General features: G+C 59.6%; 23 protein-coding genes, 1 tRNA gene and 3 riboswitches. Of the genes, 7 read left to right on the top strand and 17 right to left on the bottom strand.

The window, feature by feature from the left end; genetic code table 11:
• Positions 1-174: 174 nt before the first annotated feature.
• A complete protein-coding gene (gene groL, locus Q4B98_RS07660; protein ID WP_303196526.1) occupies positions 175-1809 on the bottom strand; it encodes a chaperonin GroEL in 1635 nt (544 codons plus the stop codon).
• On the opposite strand from groL, the gene Q4B98_RS07655 reads away from it, so the two are divergent.
• The 4 genes from Q4B98_RS07655 to Q4B98_RS07640 all read left to right on the top strand — a co-directional run bounded on the left by Q4B98_RS07655 (position 1796) and on the right by Q4B98_RS07640 (position 4160).
• Positions 1796-1993 (top strand): hypothetical protein, encoded by a 198-nt coding sequence (locus tag Q4B98_RS07655; RefSeq protein ID WP_303196525.1) that lies wholly within the window; start codon positions 1796-1798, stop codon positions 1991-1993. The genes groL and Q4B98_RS07655 overlap by 14 nt on opposite strands.
• A 134-nt stretch (positions 1994-2127) precedes the next feature.
• Positions 2128-2412 carry a DUF3263 domain-containing protein gene (locus Q4B98_RS07650; RefSeq protein WP_303196524.1) on the top strand — a complete coding sequence of 95 codons (285 nt, stop codon included), beginning with the start codon at positions 2128-2130 and terminating at the stop codon, positions 2410-2412.
• 48 nt (positions 2413-2460) lie between these two features.
• Positions 2461-3642: a mannose-6-phosphate isomerase, class I gene (manA, locus tag Q4B98_RS07645; RefSeq protein ID WP_303196590.1), complete on the top strand. Its 1182-nt coding sequence runs from the start codon at positions 2461-2463 to the stop codon at positions 3640-3642.
• 35 nt (positions 3643-3677) lie between these two features.
• Positions 3678-4160, top strand: a complete 483-nt coding sequence (locus Q4B98_RS07640; RefSeq protein WP_303196523.1) for an S-ribosylhomocysteine lyase — start codon at positions 3678-3680, stop codon at positions 4158-4160.
• A gap of 52 nt (positions 4161-4212) precedes the next feature.
• Here the strand turns inward: Q4B98_RS07640 and Q4B98_RS07635 are convergent, their stop codons facing one another.
• The 8 genes from Q4B98_RS07635 to cobT all read right to left on the bottom strand — a co-directional run bounded on the left by Q4B98_RS07635 (position 4213) and on the right by cobT (position 11700).
• Positions 4213-4656: a hypothetical protein gene (locus Q4B98_RS07635; RefSeq protein WP_303196522.1), complete on the bottom strand. Its 444-nt coding sequence runs from the start codon at positions 4654-4656 to the stop codon at positions 4213-4215.
• A 9-nt stretch (positions 4657-4665) separates the two neighbouring features.
• Positions 4666-5166: a hypothetical protein gene (locus Q4B98_RS07630; protein WP_303196521.1), complete on the bottom strand. Its 501-nt coding sequence runs from the start codon at positions 5164-5166 to the stop codon at positions 4666-4668.
• A 658-nt stretch (positions 5167-5824) separates the two neighbouring features.
• Positions 5825-7132: an MFS transporter gene (locus Q4B98_RS07625; protein WP_303196520.1), complete on the bottom strand. Its 1308-nt coding sequence runs from the start codon at positions 7130-7132 to the stop codon at positions 5825-5827.
• 146 nt (positions 7133-7278) lie between these two features.
• Positions 7279-8013, bottom strand: coding sequence for a glycerophosphoryl diester phosphodiesterase (locus Q4B98_RS07620; protein ID WP_303196519.1), 735 nt, complete (start codon positions 8011-8013; stop codon positions 7279-7281).
• A gap of 282 nt (positions 8014-8295) precedes the next feature.
• Positions 8296-8368, bottom strand: a tRNA-Thr gene (locus tag Q4B98_RS07615).
• A gap of 64 nt (positions 8369-8432) precedes the next feature.
• A complete protein-coding gene (locus Q4B98_RS07610; protein ID WP_303196518.1) occupies positions 8433-9197 on the bottom strand; it encodes a helical backbone metal receptor in 765 nt (254 codons plus the stop codon).
• The gene (locus Q4B98_RS07605; protein ID WP_303196517.1) at positions 9194-10033 is read right to left on the bottom strand and encodes an adenosylcobinamide-GDP ribazoletransferase; all 840 of its coding nucleotides are present in this window, start codon (positions 10031-10033) and stop codon (positions 9194-9196) included. The genes Q4B98_RS07610 and Q4B98_RS07605 overlap by 4 nt, the downstream gene beginning before the upstream one ends.
• On the bottom strand, positions 10030-11700 hold the full coding sequence (cobT, locus tag Q4B98_RS07600; protein WP_303196516.1) for a nicotinate-nucleotide--dimethylbenzimidazole phosphoribosyltransferase: 1671 nt from the start codon (positions 11698-11700) through the stop codon (positions 10030-10032). The genes Q4B98_RS07605 and cobT overlap by 4 nt, the downstream gene beginning before the upstream one ends.
• 93 nt (positions 11701-11793) lie before the next feature.
• A riboswitch (cobalamin riboswitch) is annotated at positions 11794-11901 on the bottom strand.
• Positions 11902-11925: 24 nt separating this feature from the next.
• Between cobT and Q4B98_RS07595 the strand changes: the two genes are divergently transcribed.
• Complete coding sequence (locus Q4B98_RS07595) at positions 11926-12678, top strand: cobalt-precorrin-6A reductase (protein WP_303196515.1); 753 nt, start codon at positions 11926-11928, stop codon at positions 12676-12678.
• On the opposite strand, the gene cobA is transcribed toward Q4B98_RS07595, so the two are convergent.
• Genes cobA through cobO form a run of 3 tightly spaced genes read right to left on the bottom strand, consistent with a single transcriptional unit; the run spans position 12672 to position 16494 of the window.
• Complete coding sequence (gene cobA, locus Q4B98_RS07590; protein WP_303196514.1) at positions 12672-13448, bottom strand: uroporphyrinogen-III C-methyltransferase; 777 nt, start codon at positions 13446-13448, stop codon at positions 12672-12674. The two genes, Q4B98_RS07595 and cobA, sit on opposite strands and share 7 nt — an antisense overlap.
• A complete protein-coding gene (locus Q4B98_RS07585; protein ID WP_303196589.1) occupies positions 13448-15880 on the bottom strand; it encodes a cobyrinate a,c-diamide synthase in 2433 nt (810 codons plus the stop codon). Before Q4B98_RS07585 ends, cobA begins: the two co-directional genes overlap by 1 nt.
• Positions 15880-16494 (bottom strand): cob(I)yrinic acid a,c-diamide adenosyltransferase, encoded by a 615-nt coding sequence (gene cobO, locus Q4B98_RS07580; protein ID WP_303196513.1) that lies wholly within the window; start codon positions 16492-16494, stop codon positions 15880-15882. Before cobO ends, Q4B98_RS07585 begins: the two co-directional genes overlap by 1 nt.
• Before the next feature lie 53 nt (positions 16495-16547).
• A riboswitch (adenosylcobalamin (AdoCbl) riboswitch) is annotated at positions 16548-16633 on the bottom strand.
• 61 nt (positions 16634-16694) lie between these two features.
• Between cobO and cbiT the strand changes: the two genes are divergently transcribed.
• Positions 16695-17291 (top strand): precorrin-6Y C5,15-methyltransferase (decarboxylating) subunit CbiT, encoded by a 597-nt coding sequence (cbiT, locus tag Q4B98_RS07575; protein ID WP_303196512.1) that lies wholly within the window; start codon positions 16695-16697, stop codon positions 17289-17291.
• A 70-nt stretch (positions 17292-17361) separates the two neighbouring features.
• On the opposite strand, the gene Q4B98_RS07570 is transcribed toward cbiT, so the two are convergent.
• The 4 genes from Q4B98_RS07570 to Q4B98_RS07555 are packed head-to-tail and all read right to left on the bottom strand — an operon-like array spanning position 17362 to position 20156.
• The gene (locus tag Q4B98_RS07570; protein WP_303196511.1) at positions 17362-18210 is read right to left on the bottom strand and encodes an energy-coupling factor ABC transporter ATP-binding protein; all 849 of its coding nucleotides are present in this window, start codon (positions 18208-18210) and stop codon (positions 17362-17364) included.
• Positions 18207-19052, bottom strand: coding sequence for a cobalt ECF transporter T component CbiQ (gene cbiQ / locus Q4B98_RS07565; protein WP_303196510.1), 846 nt, complete (start codon positions 19050-19052; stop codon positions 18207-18209). Before cbiQ ends, Q4B98_RS07570 begins: the two co-directional genes overlap by 4 nt.
• On the bottom strand, positions 19049-19480 hold the full coding sequence (locus tag Q4B98_RS07560; protein WP_303196508.1) for an energy-coupling factor ABC transporter substrate-binding protein: 432 nt from the start codon (positions 19478-19480) through the stop codon (positions 19049-19051). The genes cbiQ and Q4B98_RS07560 overlap by 4 nt, the downstream gene beginning before the upstream one ends.
• Complete coding sequence (locus tag Q4B98_RS07555) at positions 19473-20156, bottom strand: energy-coupling factor ABC transporter permease (protein ID WP_303196507.1); 684 nt, start codon at positions 20154-20156, stop codon at positions 19473-19475. Before Q4B98_RS07555 ends, Q4B98_RS07560 begins: the two co-directional genes overlap by 8 nt.
• Positions 20157-20163: 7 nt before the next feature.
• A riboswitch (adenosylcobalamin (AdoCbl) riboswitch) is annotated at positions 20164-20312 on the bottom strand.
• A 137-nt stretch (positions 20313-20449) separates the two neighbouring features.
• Here Q4B98_RS07555 and Q4B98_RS07550 point away from each other — a divergent pair.
• Entirely contained in the window at positions 20450-21103 is a 654-nt protein-coding gene (locus Q4B98_RS07550) for a precorrin-8X methylmutase (RefSeq protein ID WP_303196588.1), read from the top strand.
• A 5-nt stretch (positions 21104-21108) separates the two neighbouring features.
• On the opposite strand, the gene Q4B98_RS07545 is transcribed toward Q4B98_RS07550, so the two are convergent.
• On the bottom strand, positions 21109-21945 hold the full coding sequence (locus Q4B98_RS07545) for a hypothetical protein (RefSeq protein WP_303196506.1): 837 nt from the start codon (positions 21943-21945) through the stop codon (positions 21109-21111).
• Positions 21946-21963: the final 18 nt, after the last annotated feature.

The following is a 21963-nucleotide window of genomic DNA, read 5'->3' as shown; positions in this document are numbered from 1 at the left end:
GAAACCGTGAAATCAGTGCGACCGTCATCGATGGTTCATCCCGAGTAGATACGGGCTGCATGTAAACCAATCCGCTACACCACGCTATCAACCATCTACACCCCTCACTTTCGAGGAGACAATAATAGGGGCGGCTCCAATTGGAGCCGCCCCTATTACTTCAGATGGGATGGGTCACATCATTCCACCCATGCCGCCCATGCCATCCATGTCGCCGCCACCGGCAGGAGCCTTCACAGGCTCGGGCTTGTCAGCGATAACAGCCTCAGTGGTGAGGAACAGGGCCGCAATGGAGGCGGCATTCTGAAGGGCCGAACGGGTCACCTTGGCCGGATCGATAATGCCAGCCTTGACCATGTCGACGTACTCGCCAGTGGCCGCGTTGAGACCCTGGCCTGCGGGCAAGCCAGCGACTTTCTCAGCCACAACTCCGCCCTCGAGACCGGCGTTGACTGCAATCTGCTTGAGAGGAGCAGCACACGCAGTCAGCACGATCTGGGCACCGGTGAGCTCGTCGCCTTCTAGGTCGTCGACCTTGGCAGCATTCGAGGCCTGCAGCAGGGCGACACCACCACCGGGGATGATTCCCTCCTCGACAGCAGCCTTGGCGTTGCGCACGGCGTCCTCAATACGGTGCTTGCGCTCCTTGAGCTCGACCTCAGTGGCAGCACCAACCTTAATGACGGCAACGCCGCCAGCGAGCTTGGCGAGGCGCTCCTGCAGCTTCTCACGGTCGTAGTCGGAGTCGGAGTTCTCGATCTCCTTACGAATCTGGGAAACACGTCCGGCAATCTGCTCAGAGTCGCCAGCACCGTCAACGATGGTGGCTTCGTCCTTGGTGACGACAACCTGGCGAGCGTGGCCCAGCAGGTCGAGGGTGACGGCGTCGAGAGACAGACCGACCTCCTCGGAAATGACCTGGCCGCCGGTGAGGATAGCGATGTCGTTGAGCATGGCCTTGCGACGGTCTCCGAAGCCCGGGGCCTTGACGGCAACCGACTTGAAGGTGCCGCGAATCTTGTTGACGATAAGACCCGCCAGAGCCTCTCCTTCAACATCCTCAGCAATGACAAACAGCGGCTTGCCGGACTGCATGACCTTCTCGAGGACCGGAAGGAGGTCCTTCAGCGAGGAGATCTTGGAGTTGACGATGAGGATGTAGGGGTCCTCAAGGACGGCCTCCATGCGCTCAGTGTCAGTGACGAAGTAGGGCGAGATGTAGCCCTTGTCGAAGCGCATACCCTCGGTGAGCTCGAGTTCCAGACCGAAGGTGTTGGACTCCTCGACGGTGATGACACCTTCCTTGCCGACCTTATCCATGGCCTCAGCGATGATCTCACCGACGGTGGGATCGGCGGCCGAGATCGAGGCAGTCGAAGCGATCTGATCCTTGGTCTCAATGTCGATGGCCATCTCGGAAAGACGGGCGCTGATCGCCTCGACGGCGGCCTCAATACCCTTCTTCAGACCCATTGGGTTGGCGCCAGCAGTGACATTGCGCAGGCCCTCCCGAACCATGGCCTGAGCCAGGACGGTGGCAGTCGTGGTGCCGTCGCCAGCGACGTCGTCAGTCTTCTTGGCGACCTCCTTGACGAGTTCAGCGCCGATCTTCTGGTAGGGATCGTCGAGTTCGATTTCCTTGGCGATGGAGACACCATCGTTGGTGATAGTAGGAGCACCCCACGACTTCTCGAGAACGACGTTGCGGCCCTTGGGGCCGAGGGTGACCTTAACCGCGTCAGCGAGGGTGTTCATGCCCGCCTCAAGCCCGCGGCGGGCCTCAATGTTAAATTCGATGAGCTTTGCCATATTTGGGGGATTCCTCCGCTCCGGTGGGCTGGCAGCCCGTGGACGTCAGATGATGTGGCGGGAGCGACCCCGCATTGTCATTCCCTGTGATGCCCGCGACGGACGATCTGGTGATCTCATCACCGGGACAACCACTCGTGTCGGTACTCGCAACACCGATCCGAGCGGTAGCACTCTCGCTTGACGAGTGCCAATGACATTTTTAGCACTCGCACACCGCGAGTGCAAAGAGCTCGTTGCCAAAAACACCGCTCGCGCTGGCGCTGATGATGTCCGAGGCCCCGCAGCGTGACTGCGAGACAGTTTTAGACTGGCACTGTGTCAGATTCCATCACCTCTGAGTCCGCAGAGTCTCATGATCTATGCGCCTTAGACCGTGCGATTTTAGATTTTGAAGCATCCTGGCAGGCCGGGAATTTGGGCGATGACAAGGAGGCCATCATTCGCGACAGGCTCGACCTGTCATCCCCCCGATACCATCTGCGGCTCAACGAGCTCATCGACGACAGGAGAGCTGCCCACTACGCCCCCGCTCTCATCGGACGACTGGAGCGAGTTCGCAGCCAGCGACGCCGCTCCCGCAGCGCGCACCTGCTCGGATGACGCCAGCGGTGTCGGCAACGATGCAACACCATGAACGAGAGGCACATTATGAAACGCCTGACCGGTACGGTCCGGACGTACTCCTGGGGATCCTACGATGCGATCCCAGACATCCTTGGAAAAGAGGCTGACGGCAATCCCTGGGCTGAGTACTGGCTTGGGGCCCATGAGACCTCGCCGTCGACCCTCGAGGGAATTCCACTCAATGACTACATCTACGCTCACCCCGAGGAACTCGGCGATCGCAGCCAAAACGTCTTCGGTAATCGGTTGCCGTTCCTCCTCAAAATCCTCTCGGCCCGCCATCCACTGAGTCTGCAAGCTCATCCCGACGCTGCAATGGCACGGGCTGGATTTCTCCGAGAGAACGAAGTCGGCGTGGACGTCGATGACCCGCATCGCACCTTTGTCGATGACTGGCCCAAACCCGAGATCCTCGTTGCTTTGGCCGATTTCGACGTGTTGTGCGGGTTTCGCGATCCGCACGAAACCCGCCAGCTCTTCGATGGGCTTGACGTCCTCACCCCTACCGATCCGGTCTTAGGTCCGTTAACCGAACGTTCCGGGTCGGCCGCCCTCGCCGAAACATTCCTCGACTGCCTGGCTGGGGACGACATGCGGTGCCAGCTCGTCACCGAAGTGGTCTCAGGAGCCGTCAACCATGTCAAGGAGGACACACCGCTGGGAGAGTTCTGCCGCACCGCTGTCGAACTCGACGAGTACTTCCCTGGGGACCCCTCCATCCTGGCGGCGCTCATGCTCAATCGAGTTCACCTGGAGCCGGGACAGGCCCTGTCCGTACCACCGGGGCTCATGCATTCGTACTTATCAGGCACCGGCATTGAGATCATGGCCGATTCCAACAACGTTGTGCGTGGCGGACTCACCAGCAAGCACATTGATGTTGACTCACTCGTCCACATTGTCTCGTTCCAGACTCAGGAACCACGGGTCATGACCTCCCAAGAGGTTGGCCCAGGTTTGCGGGTTTTCCCAAGCACCAGTGAACAGTTTCGGCTGTGGGAACTCGACCTCGACACCACTGACCCCGTTATCTTGCCAGCCAGCGACTTGGCCCGAATCTTGCTCATTACCGGCGGTTACGCGGTGTGCTCAAGTTCCCAGGGCACTGAAGAAATTACACATGGGCAGGCCATGTGGATACCTGCTGGCGAGCAAGTGCAAGTGGACGGCAACTGTGATGGCTTCATCGCGGCTGCTGGTTTGTGACTGGCTGCTCAGCTAACCGCGTGGAATTTGTGCGCTTGCGAGAAAATAGGGTCATGGCACACAAGATGAACGTCGAGAGTTTCAACCTGGACCACACCAAGGTGGCGGCCCCGTTCGTGCGCGTGGCGGACGTCAAGCACCTGCCCGCCGGCGATACCCTCACCAAGTACGATGTGAGGTTCTGCCAGCCCAACAAGGACCATCTGGACATGCCTGCAGTGCACTCAATCGAGCACTCTTTCGCCGAATGCGTACGCAATCACTCGCAGTCCGTTATCGACTTCGGGCCAATGGGATGCCAGACCGGGTTCTACCTCATCATGGTGGGCAAGCCCGACGTCCCGGCTACCTGTCAGCTCGTCGAGACCACCCTGCGCGACATTCTGGAACTCGACGCCACCCCCGCCGCCAACGAGGTGCAGTGTGGGTGGGGGGCCAACCATTCGATCCAGGCGGCTCAGGAGGCAGCACGCAGAATGCTCGAGCACCGCGACGAATGGGAACAAGTAATGGCCTGAGAACCCAGACTCGGCTCGTCGCACCGGCAGCAGCGCCTAATGAGCTACCGAGTCAAGCCGGTGTGGTGTGTTTTTGCCGGTCGATGGCCTTATCAAGGATTGGTTCGGTCACAGCGGTGATGGCCGTCACCACAATGCTGGCACTAAAAGCATACCTATCTGGTTGAATAAGAGTCGAGTAAAACCACCAGAGCACCAGAAACTCAAGAATTTCTCTTACGGCTTTGTTAGCAGCAGGGCGAGACAATGAGACAATGACTCTTGCCAACACCCCCATGATGAGAGAAATACCTATCCCCAGAGCAAATAGGACCAAAACTCCCAAAACAAGAGTCTTCCACGTCAATGGCGATTCCAAATAGCAGCCCTCAAATATCAAGGGGAATAATACTGGAACTATAACGAAAGGCGCTATAACAACAATGACGACACCAAGGAAGAATACGCCAGCACCCACCATCCCCAGCAGATCATCAGATTTCTTAGGTCTCGCCATGTTCAAACCTCACCCTAAAAAGAACACGATCCAATCCGCTGCCGCCTTGGCGACATCATACGGCATACCTGCCTTGCCCAAAGCGTATATAATAGGTGCTTTTTCCCACTCTTCGGTATCCTCAAGAACATTTGCAATCTTGGAGGCCCATGGGCGAATTTTGGCTGGCAGTTTATGCGTGGAATGGCGAAGCACAAACAGGACACCCTTGCGCCCCCATGACAACCAACCATAAGTGGTTGCGCGATCAGAATCAATCATCCCCGCTGCAGGCACGGCATCACAGGATCGCAATTCTTCACTATTCGAACCAAAAGAGATACGGCGGCCACAGTCACTACCTGCTTTGCTACGATACGGCAGAGTCGGTACGGTCAGCTCGGTCTTTTGACCCTCATTGGATACCGTCTGTGCATATGCGACCGGACTTACCGAAACAGTAACGCCACTAAAAAGGGCCGAAACAATCCCTACTACCGTCAAACGTGAAACAAAAGCCCTCGTCCTCATAATGTCGTCTCCTTTGCCGGACATCGAACGCGCTATTAGGTTAGGCTTACCTTTAACTAGTTGTCAACTCCGCGACGACACTCACTTTCCGGCACCTTCGCAAACGAGGGGTGCAGACGAGTGGTGGCGTGGCGGTCGCGGCTTCCCCTCCACGGCTTCAAAGTCGCGCCATGTCTGCGCGGTTGTGCCTCGTCTGCACACAGGCCCCGGATACCGTCGACAACCTGCGCCACCATTGCACACTTGCGCCCGAGATTTACAGAAGAATCAGCTCTCCGCCGGGCCGAACACGCCAGTTGCGCCATGTTTGTACACCTGCGCCGTGCAATCCTGGCGCAACTGCACAACACTGGCGCAACTGAGTCTGGGAAGGCGACTTATCATAATAGAGGGCGCAGACGAGGTTCGGCTTCCAGCAGTCATCGGGTGATGCCGTGGGCCTGATTGTCCAACCCCACCGCTATGCCGCGCATATGTTGCAAACGGTTATGTTGTCGGAGAGTCAGCAGGTCAGCACCAGTATGAAGGGTTGCAAAGCAAATCACCCGCACGTCCACGATGACCATGCAGCCATTATTAAACCCGGCGCCGGTTCAGGGCTTCACCACTTCAACACCACCACCCATCCACACCCTCGTTTACGATGAGCCACCAGTTATCAGGTGTGTGACTTACTCAAACGCGCGTTAATTATGGCCAATACACCGGCGCATACAGCACCTACAAGCGCCACAGCTATCGTAATCAGGAATATCTGACCGTATGCGACACCCGGATCACCTGCTTGCTTCGCAGTTTCCACAAGTTTGCCAGCCCACGGATTTGCCCAAAATACTGGAGCATAGGCGAGAAACGAACCGACAGCCATGGCAGATCCGTTAATTCCCGGGGAAAGCTTTAATTCAGCAATTGGCGCTAGAATTACTGCTTTACCCATAAACACACCTAAAGCCATAATCATGAGGAGTACCATTGCAACCCACATTCCGCTAGTATTAACTGGAAGAATATATACTAAACTGGCCCCGACTGCGGTAACTGCAAGCGAAACTCCCATCATCACTGTCGACGACTTAAAGACATAATCGGCGACCAATCCAGAAATGAGTCCCGCAAATACCCCAATGAGCCCCGTATTAAAGATTCCGAATGCACCTGATACCCCTGATGAAGCATTGTATACGATCGAAAGGTAAGGAGCCGAAGCATAGATGAGATTCACATATGCCCAATAAACACACATCGCCGCAAGCCCAGCTAACCACACACGTGGCCGCGACAATACTTTCACCAGACCATGCAAGGCAGCCATACCATGTGATGTGTTCTTTTCTTGAGCCACCTGGTTAACGGGAGCAAATTTAAGGAGCGCAAGGATCATCGGTATTAGCAGCAAAGCATAGAACAAGGAAAATCCCAGCATTATACCACGCGTAGATTCCGGACGCCAGGAAATAAGCACCACAATGACCAGATTCATGAGCATCTCTGTTCCCCGGCGAATTGTTTCGAGAAGCCCCATTGCAAGTCCGCGCCCATTGGTGCCTTCATCCATGGTAATAAAGGAAACACCATTGACGACCGCTGGCCAACCAATCGCATCCCAAACAGCCCAGGAAATTGCAATCGCTATCATTGCGTTAAAAGGCAAATCAGGTACCAGGAATAGTATCAAATATGTAACCAGCCGCCACCCACACCATGTTACAAGGATGTGTTTAATTGGAAACCGATTGTTTATCCAGCCTCCAGGAACATACAAAAATGTGGCGATTCCTATCCACCCCATAAGAATTCCAAACTGCCCCTCGCTGATCCCTAGAGCAGCACAAAGCGGAAGAAGCAGAGCCCCTTTAAACGCTTCAAAGGCTGAATATGGTATCTGTCCGGATAGAACTACAGTCAGATATGATCCTACTTTTCCGTGTTTTAAGAAATGTGGGATGCGTGTATTTATATATCTCATAGAAAACAATTCCTTTCAAAAAGACAAGTAAAATCTTGTCACGGGACGCTCCGTGAATTACAAATATCAAGGAAGATAACGAGAAAAACTACTGGACAATAATGTCGACAGTATGCACAACTACAGCTAGCCAACTTCAGGTAATGCTACTCAGCAAGGTGGAGCATTTCGTCTGCACAATCAGTAAATACCCCTTCCACACCCCAATTGAAAAGCTCATGAGCCCGTGCCACGCTATTTACCGTCCATACATTGACGCCAAACCCTGCATCTCTGAAAGCCGCTACTCGCTCACGAGTCAGGTCGCGATCTTCTGGGTGAATATATGTTGCCCCGACGAGCTCTAGGATACTTCTCCAGTCTTCATATAGCGCAGCGGTTTCATACAGGCATCCCAGCGGAATATCCGGAGCTAAGGCGTGAAACTCATGAAGCAGAACATGATTAAATGAGGAAACAATGACCTGTGGGCCGTGAAGGCGACGAAGCTCATGGGCGACTGCGGAAATAAGCTGCCTTGTCATGGCAGCTCCCGCCTCATTTGACTTTATCTCTATATTGGCGTTGAGTCCAGTTTCATTCATATAATCAACGAGCTGAAAGAGGGTTGGTAATGGCTCCCCTGCATAAGCAGGACTAAACCACGAACCAGCGTCGATAAAGGCAAGATCAGCGCGGTTCAGTTTATAGTAACTGCCCGTGCAGTTCGTGGTACGGTCAAGTGTCGTGTCGTGGCATATAATCACAGTTCCGTCTTGTAATACATCGACATCAGTTTCAATCCACGTTACGCCAGCATCAACCGCTTTACGAAAGGCTGCCATCGTGTTTTCTGGAGCGCGCCGATTTAAACCGCGATGAGCAAAAATTCGCTTTCCCATATGTCCCTACCTTCCCCTACTCACCATTGAGATGGAAACGTTTTGCTGATTAAGGCCCCTAAAGTTAAGCATGAATTTATCGGTAGTACAAACCGTCTATGAAAAACGTGCACTCTTCCGCGTATAGCGCTGCAACTCCGTGCAAGCCGCGAACTCACAGCCTCCAGGTTCCACAGTGCGGGTCAACCCTTGGACGTCTCGCGGTCCTCAAGCAAACTATTCGCAGATGGCACCCAAACACGCCACTGCCCAGAGTCGGTATAGGCACTAGATGTTTTACAGAGCCTCTGACAGGATTCGAACCCGCGACCATCGCTTTACAAGAGCGGCGCTCTACCAACTGAGCTACAGAGGCATGTCTCGCACATTGTGGCACATTTGCCGACGAGGCGTCATCTGCGCGACCGCCTGCTACGTCGTCAGGCTATGTGCTGAGAAAGATACTGGCGCGCGCCCACCATCGACGGCCCGTACCATGCCAACTTCTGGCCATCGACAAGACGCACATCGAGACCGGGAAAGGCCGGTACGTCGTCGGGACCGAAGTGATACGGCTCGTCGGGCAGGATGACACGGTCCGGCCGGGAAGCGATTATGTCCGCCAGTTCAACATGGGGATACCGCGAATCTCCCGACACATCGACCAGCTCCACACCGACCCGCCTCAACACATCGGCAATATAGGTGTCTTTCCCAACACAGATCCAGGGATCCCGCCATACCGCAACGACAGCTCTGCGCGTCTCGCCGGGCCATGGACCGCTCCATTCCTGACCAGCGTCACGTAACCACTGCGGCCTGGCAATGCCAAATCCTTCCTCAAACAGCTTGGACAAGCTGGAAATGGCCGCTGGCACTGTGTCGATGCGCGTCACCCACACCGGCACCCCAGCTTCGCGCAGCAAGGTGACGTCATACTCACGGTTCTCCTCTTGGTTAGCTACCACGAGGTCTGGGCGAAGATCAGTAATTGCCTTCCGGTCCGGGTTCTTGGTACCTCTGACTCTCACTACTTCGTGCCCGGTGACCTCATTGAGGTTTACAGGGCGAATGCAGTAATCGGTACACCCCACCAACACTTGAGGACACGTCATCGCGATAGCTTCAGTGATGGACGGCACCAGGCTCACTACCCGCTTGACGGGACCCGCTGTCCGAACCGTGACACCGAGATCGTCAATCATGACACCACCGCCACACTCAGCGCCGTCAGAACCCAAAACGTCATCTGCGTCACCTCATTAACACTTCCAAAAGTATCACCCGTCATTCCGGACAAACGCCGCACCAGGTGATGGATCCATCCCCGGGCGATGAGCAGGGTCACTGCGGCGCACCCGACGACCACCAACAACCACGCCCAGCCTCCCATCACCCATCCGGCCAAGGCGCACACACATCCCAGCGCCGTGAGGTTAATCGCCGCAGATCTCGGCGTCGTCACCCCCGCGACCAGGGAACCAAAGCCGCCCGGGCGAGCACATGGCACCCCAGTCATCGTCGCGAAGAGAATCGCTGCTCGGCCGATGGCCGGTCCGAGAGCGACCAGTGTCGCAACCCGCCACCACGCTCCCAGACCGGTTGTCCCGGCCAGACTCACGACAGCGGCCGTATCAACGAGCAACACCAGAACAATACTGATGACACCCATCGGACCAATGTCGGACTTCTTCATGATCTGAAGGGCCTTGTCCGGCGCTGCCCGTGACCCCAGGCCGTCGGCAGTATCAGCTACCCCGTCAAGATGGAAGCCTCCGGTCGCACCAGCCAACCAGCACAGCGCGAGCACTCCGGCCAGCCACGACCCAGCACCCAGCCCGAGCACGAGAGCGACAACCCCACCAGCCACCACTCCCAGGCACAGCCCAAGCCAAGGGAACGCCGTAATGGCCCGACGAGCCAACGGTCGGTCAATATCAGTCAGATATGGCCCGGGAAGGATTGTGAAGAGGGACAAGGCCTCAGCCACCCCACGCAAAGGGCCTAGTCTTCCCGGACCGTCATGCTGCTCGTGGTTCATGCCCACCTCTTCGGGATCCCGGCCACACACATCCACACCTCATCGCAGACGTGCCCAACGGCGGCATTGAGCCGTCCGAGCTCGTCACGGAAGAGGCGTCCGGCTGGGGTGTCTGGCACGACTCCCATCCCGACCTCGTTGGAGACAAAGATGACGTCCCTACGAGTACGGCGGATGGCGTCGGTCAACTCGCCAACTCGAGCTCTCAGGGATTTCTGCCATGTGTCATCGCTCGGATCAGCAATCCAGGCTCCTACCTCGTCGAGGATCCGTGTTATCCACACCCCGAGGCAGTCCACGAGTATCGGGGAGTCGTCGTCAGCCAGCAGCACCGACGCAATGTCGGTGGTCTCGACGGTCTGCCACGCGGCTGGACGCCGGGCCTGATGTAAGCGAATCCGCTCCTCCCACTCGGCGTCCTGTGGATTGCGCTGCGAAGTGGCGACATAAGTGACCTTAGAGTTGCGCGGCAGCCTCGACTCGGCGAAGGTCGACTTGCCCGACCGTGCGCCGCCCAGAACCAAGGCCCGGCAAGGGGGAACACTCTTCTCAACAGCCTCCGGAAGGTCAGTTTCCCCCGTTACCTTGATGTCGGTGACCTCGGCGTCCTCAAAGGTGGCCATCTCGTTGAGGATGTGGGCGCTCGCCTGAACGATGGGCAGTGTGAGGATGGCCCCCGATCCCTCTCCCAGGCGCAACCCAAGGTCGAGTAAGGCTGGCAGGCCAAGGGCGTTGGTAGAAGCGGTGATACCCGGCTCGGCCCCAGCATGGCTAGTAATGATGAAATCACGGGTTTCCGGGCAGATCGTGGTAGCTGTCAGGGCCGCCGAACAGGCGATGACCCCATCAATGAGCACGGGGATTCTCCGTGAGGCTGCCGCCAGGATGTATCCGGCCATGGCAGCGTGTTCGAAACCTCCCACCTTTGCCAACGTCTCAACCGGATGGTCAGCCTCGGGACGATTGACCTGGAGAGCACGGGTTACCACGTCGATCTTGTGTTGGTGACGACGATCGTCGGACCCAGCACCTCTCCCCGTCACCTCTGCCGGAGAGCACCCGGTGAAAACACTGATGAGGGCTGAGGCGGGCGTCGTGTTGGCAATACCCATCTCGCCGGTGACAAGGATGTCTGCCCCCTGCTCCACAGCTTCCAGACCAGTCTCGATACCAACCTCAAGAGCTTGGACAGCCTCGTCAAGACTCATCGCCGGACCCTGAGAAATGTCGTCGGTGCCACGCCGCACGCACCGCTGACGAATGGGAGCGTCAACTTCGTGCCGTGCCCCGACGTCAGTAATCCACAACTGCGCGCCCATCTGGCGCGACAACACGCTGATCGCAGCCCCGCCAGCCGCCATATTGGCCATCTGCTGGGTGGTGATTTCCTGAGGATCCGGTGAGACCCCCTGAGCCCACACCCCATGGTCCCCAGCGAATAACCCGACGACCGGATGGCTCGGTACCGGGACTGGGACCTGTCCGCACATCCCCGCCAGTCGGATCGACAAATCCTCCAACAATCCCAGCGAACCCTCAGGTTTGGTGAGCACCTGCTGACGAGCTCGGGCAGCCTCCAAGGCTTTGACGTCGGCACCACGAATGCCGCGTACAGTTCGGGCGAGCAGGCTCTCAGCGGACAAGGATTTGGGCAGCCGAACCATCATGCTCCATCGTCAGGGACGCCGCCGCATCCCCTCCGAGCCTGTGTCCTCGCAGTCTCGGACGCTACGCAGGTGCGTCGCAATGGTCCCACCCCGGTCGGGGCAGGTGTGCGCGGTTCTGGTCTGACTTCGCCTGGGCGGCGTCACAGTGGCGGGACCGTCCCGGATTTGCACCGGTGTTCCACCGCGATCCGGACTCATTGTCCCACAGGCTGATTTGATGGACCTATGGACGTCCTCATTCTTGGCGGCACGACGAAGGCCAGACAGCTGGCCACTCGACTACTCAACGACGAAGTTGATCTGTGTACATCCCTGGCGGGACGCACGAAATCCCCTCGACCCGTCCCCGGGCCAACAAGACTGGGCGGCTTCGGCGGTATCGACGGCCTCAAGCACTTCCTGGGCACCAACGAGGTCAAGGTCATGGTGGATGCCTCCCACCCCTTCGCCGCGACCATGCACAGCCACGCTACTCAGGCGTGCCGCGATCTCAACCTGCCGCTGGCGCGGTTGGCCCCGCCCAGTTGGCGTACCCAGCCTGAGGCAGCGACATGGCACTGGGTGGACAATCATGACGACGCGGCTTGCGCCCTGGATAGTATGCCGGACACCGTCTTATTGACTGTAGGGCGCCAACCCGTCGGCCACTACCTGAGGCTTGGTTCGCGTCGAGTTATTGTGCGCTGCGTTGACTCCCCCGATGTGCCGCTTCCGGCAGGCTGGACGGTATTGCAAGAGCGCGGCCCATTCACCATGAACCGGGAGCGAGAGATCTTCTCAGCGGGGGTGGCTACCCTCGTTTCGAAGGACTCCGGGGGCACCGATCTTGACCCCAAGCTTCGTCTGGCAGCCGAGACGGGCGTCCAGGTTGTCATGGTGTCACGCGGCCCGGCACCCGGCTGGGGGGACGAGCTAAGCGAGGTCGACGAGGCGGTGCAGTGGGTCAGGGACCGTCTCGCAACCGTAAGACCTCAATGATCTGACGGTTCGTGGACGCGAGTCTGGTCAAGGTCGAGTCCAGCGACGTCACCGATGACGGTGATGGCTGGCGGCTTGACACCCGCTTCGATCATGTCGTCTGCGGCCTTTTCCAAGGTCGTGGTCAGGGACCGCTGGGTCGGCAATGACGCGTTGGCAATGATGGCCACCGGGGTATCCCCGGACAGGCCACCGGCCATGAGTCGCGCGGCGATGTCGCCGATATGGGCCACCCCCATGAGGATGACGAGAGTGGTGCCGGTCTTGGCGATCTGGGCCCAGTCAAGCTCACAGCGAGTGTCACCAGGGGCGACGTGGCCCGAGACGACGGTGAAACCTTGAACCATGTGACGGTGAGTTAGTGGGACTCCCATAAGCTCGGGGCCAGCCACACATGAGGTGACTCCGGGAATGACGCGCACCGGTACGCCAGCAGCTGCACAGGCCTGCCATTCCTCGCCGCCTCGCCCGAAGACGAAAGAATCACCGCCCTTGAGACGCACCACCTTGCGTCCGGCTTTGGCATTGTCGACGAGCAGCTCATTGGTGCGCTCCTGAGGAACATAGGGTCCGCGTGGCACTTTGCCGACTGGAATCTTTTCGGCGTCGGGGTTTTCGTCCATGACGTCAGCCGGAGCGAGTCGGTCATAGAGGATGACGTCGGCCTGACGCACCGCCTCCAGTCCGGCAACAGTCAGCAGCCCGGGATCACCGGGACCACCGCCAACAAGGGTGACGGTACCGGGCACGAGGTCTGGGGAGTAGGACATCAGTTCTCCGTTGGTTGGTGTGCTGTGAGGTCAGAGAGGGCTTGTGCGAGTTCGGCGTGGGTTTTTGGGTCGCGGACAGCGAGCCTGATCCAGGTAGGACCTAAGCCGGGAAATGTCTCCCCACGTCTCACGGCGAATCCGCAGTCGGCCAAGGGTTGACGTAATGAATCATCACTGATCGAGGAGGTGTCAACCAGGACGAATGGAGCGTCGCTGTCGATGACGTGTAAGCCGAGTCCTCGAAGACGACCGACGAGATCAGCGCGAGCGGCGGGGATCTCGTCGCGCAGTTGGTTGCGGAAACGCCAGGCTTCCTCACTGGTGCAGGCGGTCATGGCGGCAACAGCGGGCGTCGATACTGACCACGGCCCCTGGTGGGCTGCCAGCCTCGCAATAAGCCTGGGGTCCCCGACGACGTATCCGGCGCGAATTCCGGCCAGACCGTACGTTTTTGTCAATGACCGCACCACAAGCAGATCGTCCATGTCCTCACCGATGAGGGACTGGGACTCGTCGGTGGCGTCCATGAAGGCTTCGTCGACGACGAGAACCCTTCCAGGGCGACGCAGAGCCAGTACGTCGGAGGCCGGGTGCAATCGGCCGGTGGGATTCGTGGGGTTTCCAATAACGACGAGGTCGGCGGCCTCGGGCACGTGGGCCGGATTCAACGCAAACTCGTCAGAGACGTCGAGGATGACGCGCTCAACGTCGATACCCGTGGCTCTCAGAGCTGCTTCCGGCTCGGTGAATTGAGGATGGACGACTACCGCGTGTCGCGGCCCGGTGGCGGCGATGAGCAAAAACGCCTCGGCGGCTCCAGCGGTCGGCAAAACCTTGTCGGCTCCCACTTGGTGCATGGCGGCCAGAGCACCGCGAGCTGGGGTGGCGTCGGGGTAACGCGCCCAGTCATGGGCGGTGGAGGTGATGGCGTCGCGAAGCCACTGCGGAGGTTCGGAGACCCGGACGTTGACGGCGAAATCGACCAGACCCTCGGCGATGTCGCTGTCCCCGTGGTGATTGAGGTCAGGCTCGGCGTGCGTGCCATCGGTTCCTTCATGGAATCTCGTCACCTCACTAGCAAACCACGCGGCCTGCGAGGGCTGTCCAGCCCAGTGCAGGTGCAGATAGGAGGCCTGAACGGTAGGCCGTCCCTGCCGAGCCGGATCTCCCAACGCTCCCTCGGCCCGATCTGTGCCATCGGGCATGGTGATATGCCAGGCAGGATCAACATCGGCAATCGGGGTTGTGGTGGTGCGGTGGAATTCATGGCCCACAACCTCGATGGAGTCACGGGTGGCGACGCGGTAGCCCATCGTCAGCCTTTTCGCCATCTCCGCATCCATCGGCAGGACCCCAGCCATGGTGTGTCCGTCGAGGTGTCGACAGAGATACAGCAGTCCGGCACACTCGGCCACAATCGGCATACCAGCCTCGGCATGGGCACGAACATCGGCCGCGAGCTCGGTGTTGTCCTCCAGATCTGTGGCATGTATCTGCGGAAATCCACCACCTAGGTATAGCCCCTGGATGTGGTCTGGAAGACGTCGATCGGTGAGGGGATCGATATCGACGACGCGGAATCCTGCGGCCTGCAACATCTCGGTGGTCTCGGGGTAGCGGAAGGTGAAAGCTCGCCCGGCAAAGATTCCGACCACCGGCGGCTCATCGAAACAATGACTGCTCCAACCGGCAGATTCCAAGGCCACTCGCGGATTCCACGGCTCGACATCGAGGTCAGGAGCAGACTCGGCTACCTTCATAACAGCGTCCAGGTCGACGTGTTCGGCGATGAGATCTCCCAATTTCGACACTTTGGCAGCCGAATCCTCCCACTCCCCCGCCGGAACTAGGCCGAGGTGGCGCGACGGCACGAAGATTGACTCGGTGCGGGGGATTTGTCCCAGGACCGTGATACCGAGGCGATCGAGTCCTCGGACGATCTCAGCGCCGTGACGAGGTGAGGCGACCCGATTGAGGATTACACCGGCGATGGTGACATTCGGGTCAAAGGTGGCCAGGCCTGCCACGACTGCGGCATGGGTCAGGGATGCGTGGGCAGTATCAATGACCACGACCACCGGAGTCTGGGTCGTCGTGGCGATTTCGGCGCTCGATCCACGTCCGGTACCCAGCTGGCCATCGAAGAGCCCCATCACCCCCTCGATGACCGCGACGTCAGCCGGATGGGGGGTGAGAAAACCATGGGCCAGCAGCGGGGCAATGAGTTCGTTACCGCACATGACGGAATCGAGGTTACGGCCAGGACGACCGCTGGCCATCGAGTGGTAACCAGGGTCGATGTAGTCTGGGCCGACCTTAAACGGTGCCACTGTCTGGCCGCTGGCGCGCAGAGCTGCCATAAGGCCGGTTGCCACCGTCGTCTTGCCACCTCCGGACGCCGCAGCTGCGATGAGGATTCGTGGAAGACGCATCACCACTCGATTCCTGCCTGGCCACGCTGGCCGGCGTCGAAGGGGTGCTTGATCTTGGTCATCTCGGTCACGAGGTCGGCGGCCTCGACAAGAGCGGCTGGCGCGCTACGCCCCGTGACGACGACATTCTGGGTCCCGGGGCGATGAACGAGGGTATCGACAACCTCGTCGACGTCGAGCCATCCCCAATCCAAGGGGTAGGTGAACTCGTCAAGAAGGTAGAAATCCAGCGCTTCGCTGGCCAGCAGTTCACAGACGTGACGCCATCCCTCGCGGGCAGCGGCTTCGGGATCTTCAGCCGCGTTGAAGGACCGCGCCCAGGACCATCCAGTCCCCATAACCTCCCATGTCACCGGACCGCCGACACCGGTTTCTTCATGCAATGCTCCGAGGGCCTGCAGCGCGTCCTGCTCACCGACATGCCATCGCCCGGACTTCACGAACTGGAAGACGCCAACTCGCCACCCTTGGTTCCACGCACGCAGGGCAGTTCCCATGGCCGCCGTCGTCTTGCCCTTTCCCTCTCCGGTATTGACCGCCAGGATCGGGCGTAACCGCCGTTGTCGGGTAGATAGTCCGTCGGCGGGTGTGGCGTTAGTGCGCGCATTCGGCATAAACGACCTCCTTGCGGGTCCGCGCCCGTCATGTCACGGGATTTCCATGACTTGACCCGCAGGATCGACCTGGCTCGCGCTGAAACGCTCACAGTGGCGGGACCGCTCCGGATTTACACCGGATTCCTCCCTGCGGGTCTTCGCCGATTGTGTCACATAGGTCAGGTTGCCTTCATCTGGCACTGCCTTAGGCTTCCGGTATGACCCATGATCCTGACGCCACCTTTCTCGGACGTACTCCGGGCCTTGATGAAGCGCATTTCGCTCACGACGGGCTCATCACCAAGCACCCCGTCAGAGCAGTCGCCCTAGCCGCCCTACGTCCTATGCCGGGCCAACTGCTGTGGGACCTGGGTACCGGCGCCGGGTCAATCGCGGTGGAGTGGTGCCGCACCGATCCGACCTGCCGAGCAATCGGGGTGGAACGCAAGGCAGAGCGGGCTGCCAATGCCCGCACAAATGCCGCCGAACTCACCTTGCCCGGCCAATTCGAGATCATCGACGCCGACCTAGCCGAGGGTCTACCCGAAGGGCTGCCTGATCCGGACGCCATTTTCATTGGCGGCGGAGCAACGGAAATCCTCGTCAATCAGTGTCGCCCGCACCTGCCTATCGGGGGGCGACTGGTCGTTCATGGGGTGACGATGGAGGCCGAAACGCTCGTGGAAACCCTGCACCGCGAGCTGGGCGGTGACCTTATGAGGCTGAGCGTGGAAACAGCTGACCGTATCGGTCGGCTGCGGGGCTGGAAGCCGGCCCGCACCGTCGTGGCGTGGACCTGGCAGCGCACTGAGTGACGTGCAATGCGCCGTCGGTGACCAGAGATGCACACCTTGGCGTATATCACCCGTCCCCCTGAGGGCGTCTTCAACCGGCGCTGCCATAGGGTTCGGATCTGGGCAGTCTGTGCGACAGAATCGCAACGACCTCACTCATCGTCCGGGGACGCTCGTCCATTCCAAGCCGTCGGGTGAGTTCGAGAGGCCAGGGCAGGTGTAAATGAGCTCGTTCCACCACCGCCGCATTGGCAAGCAACTCGTCAATCGGTCCCTGCTGCACTCCCCCGTCAACGACAATGAGGGCTTCATCTGCCCAAGCAAGCGCAAGGTCGACGTCATGGGTGGCCATTGCCACAGTCGTGCCATGGTCTCGCAGCCGGTCCAGCGCCTCAAGCATTGTGGTGACGCCAACCGGGTCGAGTCCGGCGCTGGGCTCGTCGAGGAGAAGCAGATCCGGGCGCATGGCGACGGCGCCAGCAACTGCGATTCTCTTGCGCTCGCCATAGGACAGTTGGTGCGTGGCACGTTCGGCAAGATGGCTGGCTCCGAGCAGCTGTAATGCCTCAGCAACTCGATCACGCACCTCTTCCACGTCCAGGCCCATGTTCATTGGGCCAAAGGAGACGTCCTGGCTGACGTCAGCGCTAAAGAGCTGGTCATCGGGGTCCTGCAAGACGAGCTGCACGGCACGGCGGTGCTCACGAAGTTGAGCGCGCCCATAGCCAAGCACGGTGTTTCCCCTTTTGACGCCACCTTTGACCGGTTTGAGGGAGCCGGACAGGCAGCGCAGGAGCGTGGTTTTGCCCGACCCGTTTGCTCCCAGGATCGCCACCCGAACCCCGGCGCGGAAAGACACATTGACGTCAGCGAGCACCATGGGCCGGCCGGGATGAGTGGCGTAGAGGTGGTCGGTGGACAGCAGGACGTCCTTACTCATCTGATAATCCTTCCGGTCATCGTCCAACTGATCGCCCATACCGCAACGATGACGATGACAACAATGAGCTTGAACCGCGCTGATCCATCGCGTTTGACGGGCAGGGTTACCAGAGCGGACTCGAATCCACGGTTGGTCAGACCGTCGTTGAGACGGTTAGCCCTTGTCCAAGCACGAATGCCCACTGATCCCAGCAGGGCAGCGGTGTTGTTCATACGTCGGTTGAAACCCCCGAAACGGCCAACCGGGCAGTCACCGAGGCGCGCGTGCTGGGCCTCGCTGGCCGTCACAGCGGTGTCAAGCAGCACGAAAATGAGTCGGTAGGTCAAAGACGCGATCTCTAGCAGCGGGTCAGGGATGTGGAGCTTTCGCATCCAGGTGAGCAGATCGACCATGGGCGTGGTGACGGCCAGCACCATGAGAGTGAGGGTGCCGCAGAGGCCGTGCTCGACCAGCGACATCGCCTGGGCCGTAGACACCGGTCCAAGGCTGAACACCCCGGCATGCCACCAGACCGTCCCGACGGGGGTGGAACCCAAGCTGATGAGAACGGACACACCCCCAAGGATGAGGAAGACAATCGGCGCGGCCATGGCTTGCCACAACACTCGTGGGCGGATGTGTGCCGGGCCGAGGATGACGATGACGCTGACGATCCCAGCCAGCAACGCGCCAGGCCATATACCGGACCCCACTACCGGGTTAACCCATCTGGCCCCCGCCATAGACGGGGTACACAGGGCAGTCAGGAGCAGGGCTGTTGACAGCGCGACCTTCTCCCCGACAGGACGACGCCGCCACGGGGAATCCCAGGCGGCGTCATCGAGGGAGGTAATCGTCATGACTCGGTGGTCGCAGTGACTTCCGACGAGGTGACGGCCTCGGGCACGTCATCGACGCTGTGCAGGTCAGAGGCATGCTCAGCCTCTTCGCGTCCCTTCTTCTTGCCAGACATACGCCCCAGAGCGTAACCAGCAATGCCGGCGCCCAGGGCAGCCTGCATGGCAAAGAGGCCGGACTCCACCTCGCCGGAGTTCGGCTCGAAGATCGGCTTGATCCACTCCTTGGCTCCAGCCTCCTCGGCTGCGGTGGCAGCGGCGTCATCAGTTCCGCCGAAGCCTTCCTCATCCCCGGAGACCTTCTTGGCACCAAGCACCATGCTGACCACGAACAGGGCGACCAGCAGGATGATGATGACCGGGGTCACCCACTTGCTGTTGCTGGTCAGGGAACGATCGACACGATTTTGGACAGCAGCGTTGTCAGGCATGAGTCACCTCCGGGGTGCGGGCGAGGACGCCGAGCTGCTGGAGCTGCGGAGCGGCAACCTTGGCGAGGAAACGGAACAGCAGGATTCCGACCAGACCCTCCGCGATAGCCAGCGGGATCTGGGTGATGGCAAAAATGCCAAGGAATTTGCCTACGGCTCCCCAGAAACCGCCGGTGGGGTCCGGGAAGGCGAAGGCGAGCTGGAAGCTGGTCACGACGTAGGTGACGAAGTCGGCGAACACCATGCACAGGAAGATCGCCAACGCGTCGGGTCCGTGGAATTTCTTCGTGAGTTTGTAGAAGGCGTAGCCCGCCCACGGCCCGGCAATACCCATGGAGAAGGTGTTGGCCCCCAAGGTGGAGATACCACCGTGAGCCAGCAGCAGGGCTTGGAAGATCAGCACGATCATTCCGAGGAACGCCATCACAGGGGGTTTAAACAGAGCTGCACCGACACCGGTTCCGGTCGGGTGGGACGACGAGCCAGTAACACTGGGCAATTTGATGGCCGAAAGAACGAAAGTGAAAGCGCCAGCAGTGGCAAGCAGCAGCTTGTTCTCGGGGTGCTCCTTGACCTCCTTGACGACTCGGTAGCCACCATGGATAACGAACGGCGCAGCAGCTGCGTACCAAACTGCGCATTCAGCCGGTGAGAGAACCCCCTCAGCGATATGCATGAGGTGTCATCTCCTTTCTCGGGATCCGCGTCCCGTCTTGGAAAGGCCTGATGTGCGCGACAGATCTGACTTCCGATCCGCGTGGGATCGTTCACAGTGGCGGGACCGCGCCGGATTCGCACCGGCTTCAACCACGCCATCAGGGCATTCTTGAGTTGTCCAAAACCCAGTCAAACACAGCGGATTCAGAGGTTTCATCTAAGGTGGCCCTCAGTAACTATTCGCCTGGTCGCGTCGTCATCGGCTGGTGTTACGCTTCCGGAGAACCGAACTCTCACGCCAGGAGCACGATCGTGGTCCACGAGTACCTCAACAACGGATCTGACATCTACCGCGAGTCCTTCCGCATTATTCGCTCCGAGGCGGACTTGGACCGATTCCCAGCCGATGTCGAAGGGGTCGTCGTCCGGATGATTCACGCTGCCGCAGATCCCGCCATCGCTGGCGACATCGCCTTCACCCCGGGTGTGGTAGCGGCGGCTCGCAGGGCGCTGGGTGAGGGTGCCCCGATTCTGTGTGACTCCTCCATGACGGCCACCGGAATCATCCGTTCCCGCCTGCCCCGTGACAACGAGACCATCTGCTACATCAAGGACCCACGGCTGGCCGACATTGCAAAGGCCAGGAATACGACCAAGACCTGCGCCGCCGTGGATCTATGGGCCGAAGAGGGCAAGCTGGACGGGGCCATCGTCGCCATCGGCAACGCCCCCACCGCGTTGTACCGCGTTCTCGAGGTGTGCGAGGAGACCGGGGCTCGTCCGTCAGCTGTCGTCGGAATCCCCGTCGGGTTTGTTGGCGCGACAGAATCTAAGCAGGCCCTCGTCGATTCCACCCTGGGTCTGGACTACCTCACTTTGCTGGGACGACGCGGTGGTTCAGCGATCGCGGTAGCGGCCGTCAACGCCATTGCCTCGACCGATGAATTGACGAACACTCACCGCTGAAGATCTCACCCCCACAAGACGTCGCCCTCCCAGGTGCCCAGCGACACCACTGGGACGACCTGCCCCGAGATCACCGAACCCTCATGGGGGACTCGCGGAAGATTCACCGGGATGGCCACAGTCATCGGGATCGAGGTATCGCCGACAATCCGGTACCAGTCGACGCCGGTGAGTGCATTAGTGCGCTTCTCAACCCGCCTGCAGATCATCATCATCTCGGCGACGGCGCTGGCCTCCGCCCGCGTGGCACGACCGGCATTGATTTCCATGAGCCATGGGCTGAGCAGGGTTCCGGCGGCGAATTGCAGATTCCCATTACCGCCCAGGGACCCCTCGTGCGAGCGTCCGTATTCCTCCTCGGACTCGAAGACCCGCAGCATCTGGTTGGCAACCGCGCCCACCCGCAGGTGCTCGACGAAACGCGGGGTGTCGTCACCAGGTTCAGCACACAGCGGCACCTCAACAGGATCGTCGACATTAGCCAGGAACCGCGCCACGTGATTGCGGTTGGCAGCCGGCAGCTTCAGCACTGACTCCCCGGTCAACATCGAGGCCGTGCTGGCCTGGGAGTAGACGTCAACCAGTGCCACCGTCGGACTGAACCGCACCACGTCGGCAGGGTGAGTCGTCGGAGCGACAAGAGAGGCCATCGTCTCCATCTCGTCATGGCCCTTCTGCTTCATAAGTGCTAGCCGAGCTCCAGACGGATCAGTGTATGCGGCTAACAGGTCGAACCCGCCAACATCCTCCACCCCTACAGCGCCGGCTTCAGCTGCAGAATTGACAAGGACATCAAGATCGGGGGCGTCGAAACCCAGGGCATGAAGGTCGTGGGAAATCACCCGACGATGGTATTTCAC

Origin of the sequence: Cutibacterium sp. (assembly GCF_030525615.1) — a bacterium.
Taxonomy (GTDB): Bacteria; Actinomycetota; Actinomycetes; order Propionibacteriales; family Propionibacteriaceae; genus Cutibacterium.
This window is presented reverse-complemented; position numbering and strand designations above follow the sequence as displayed.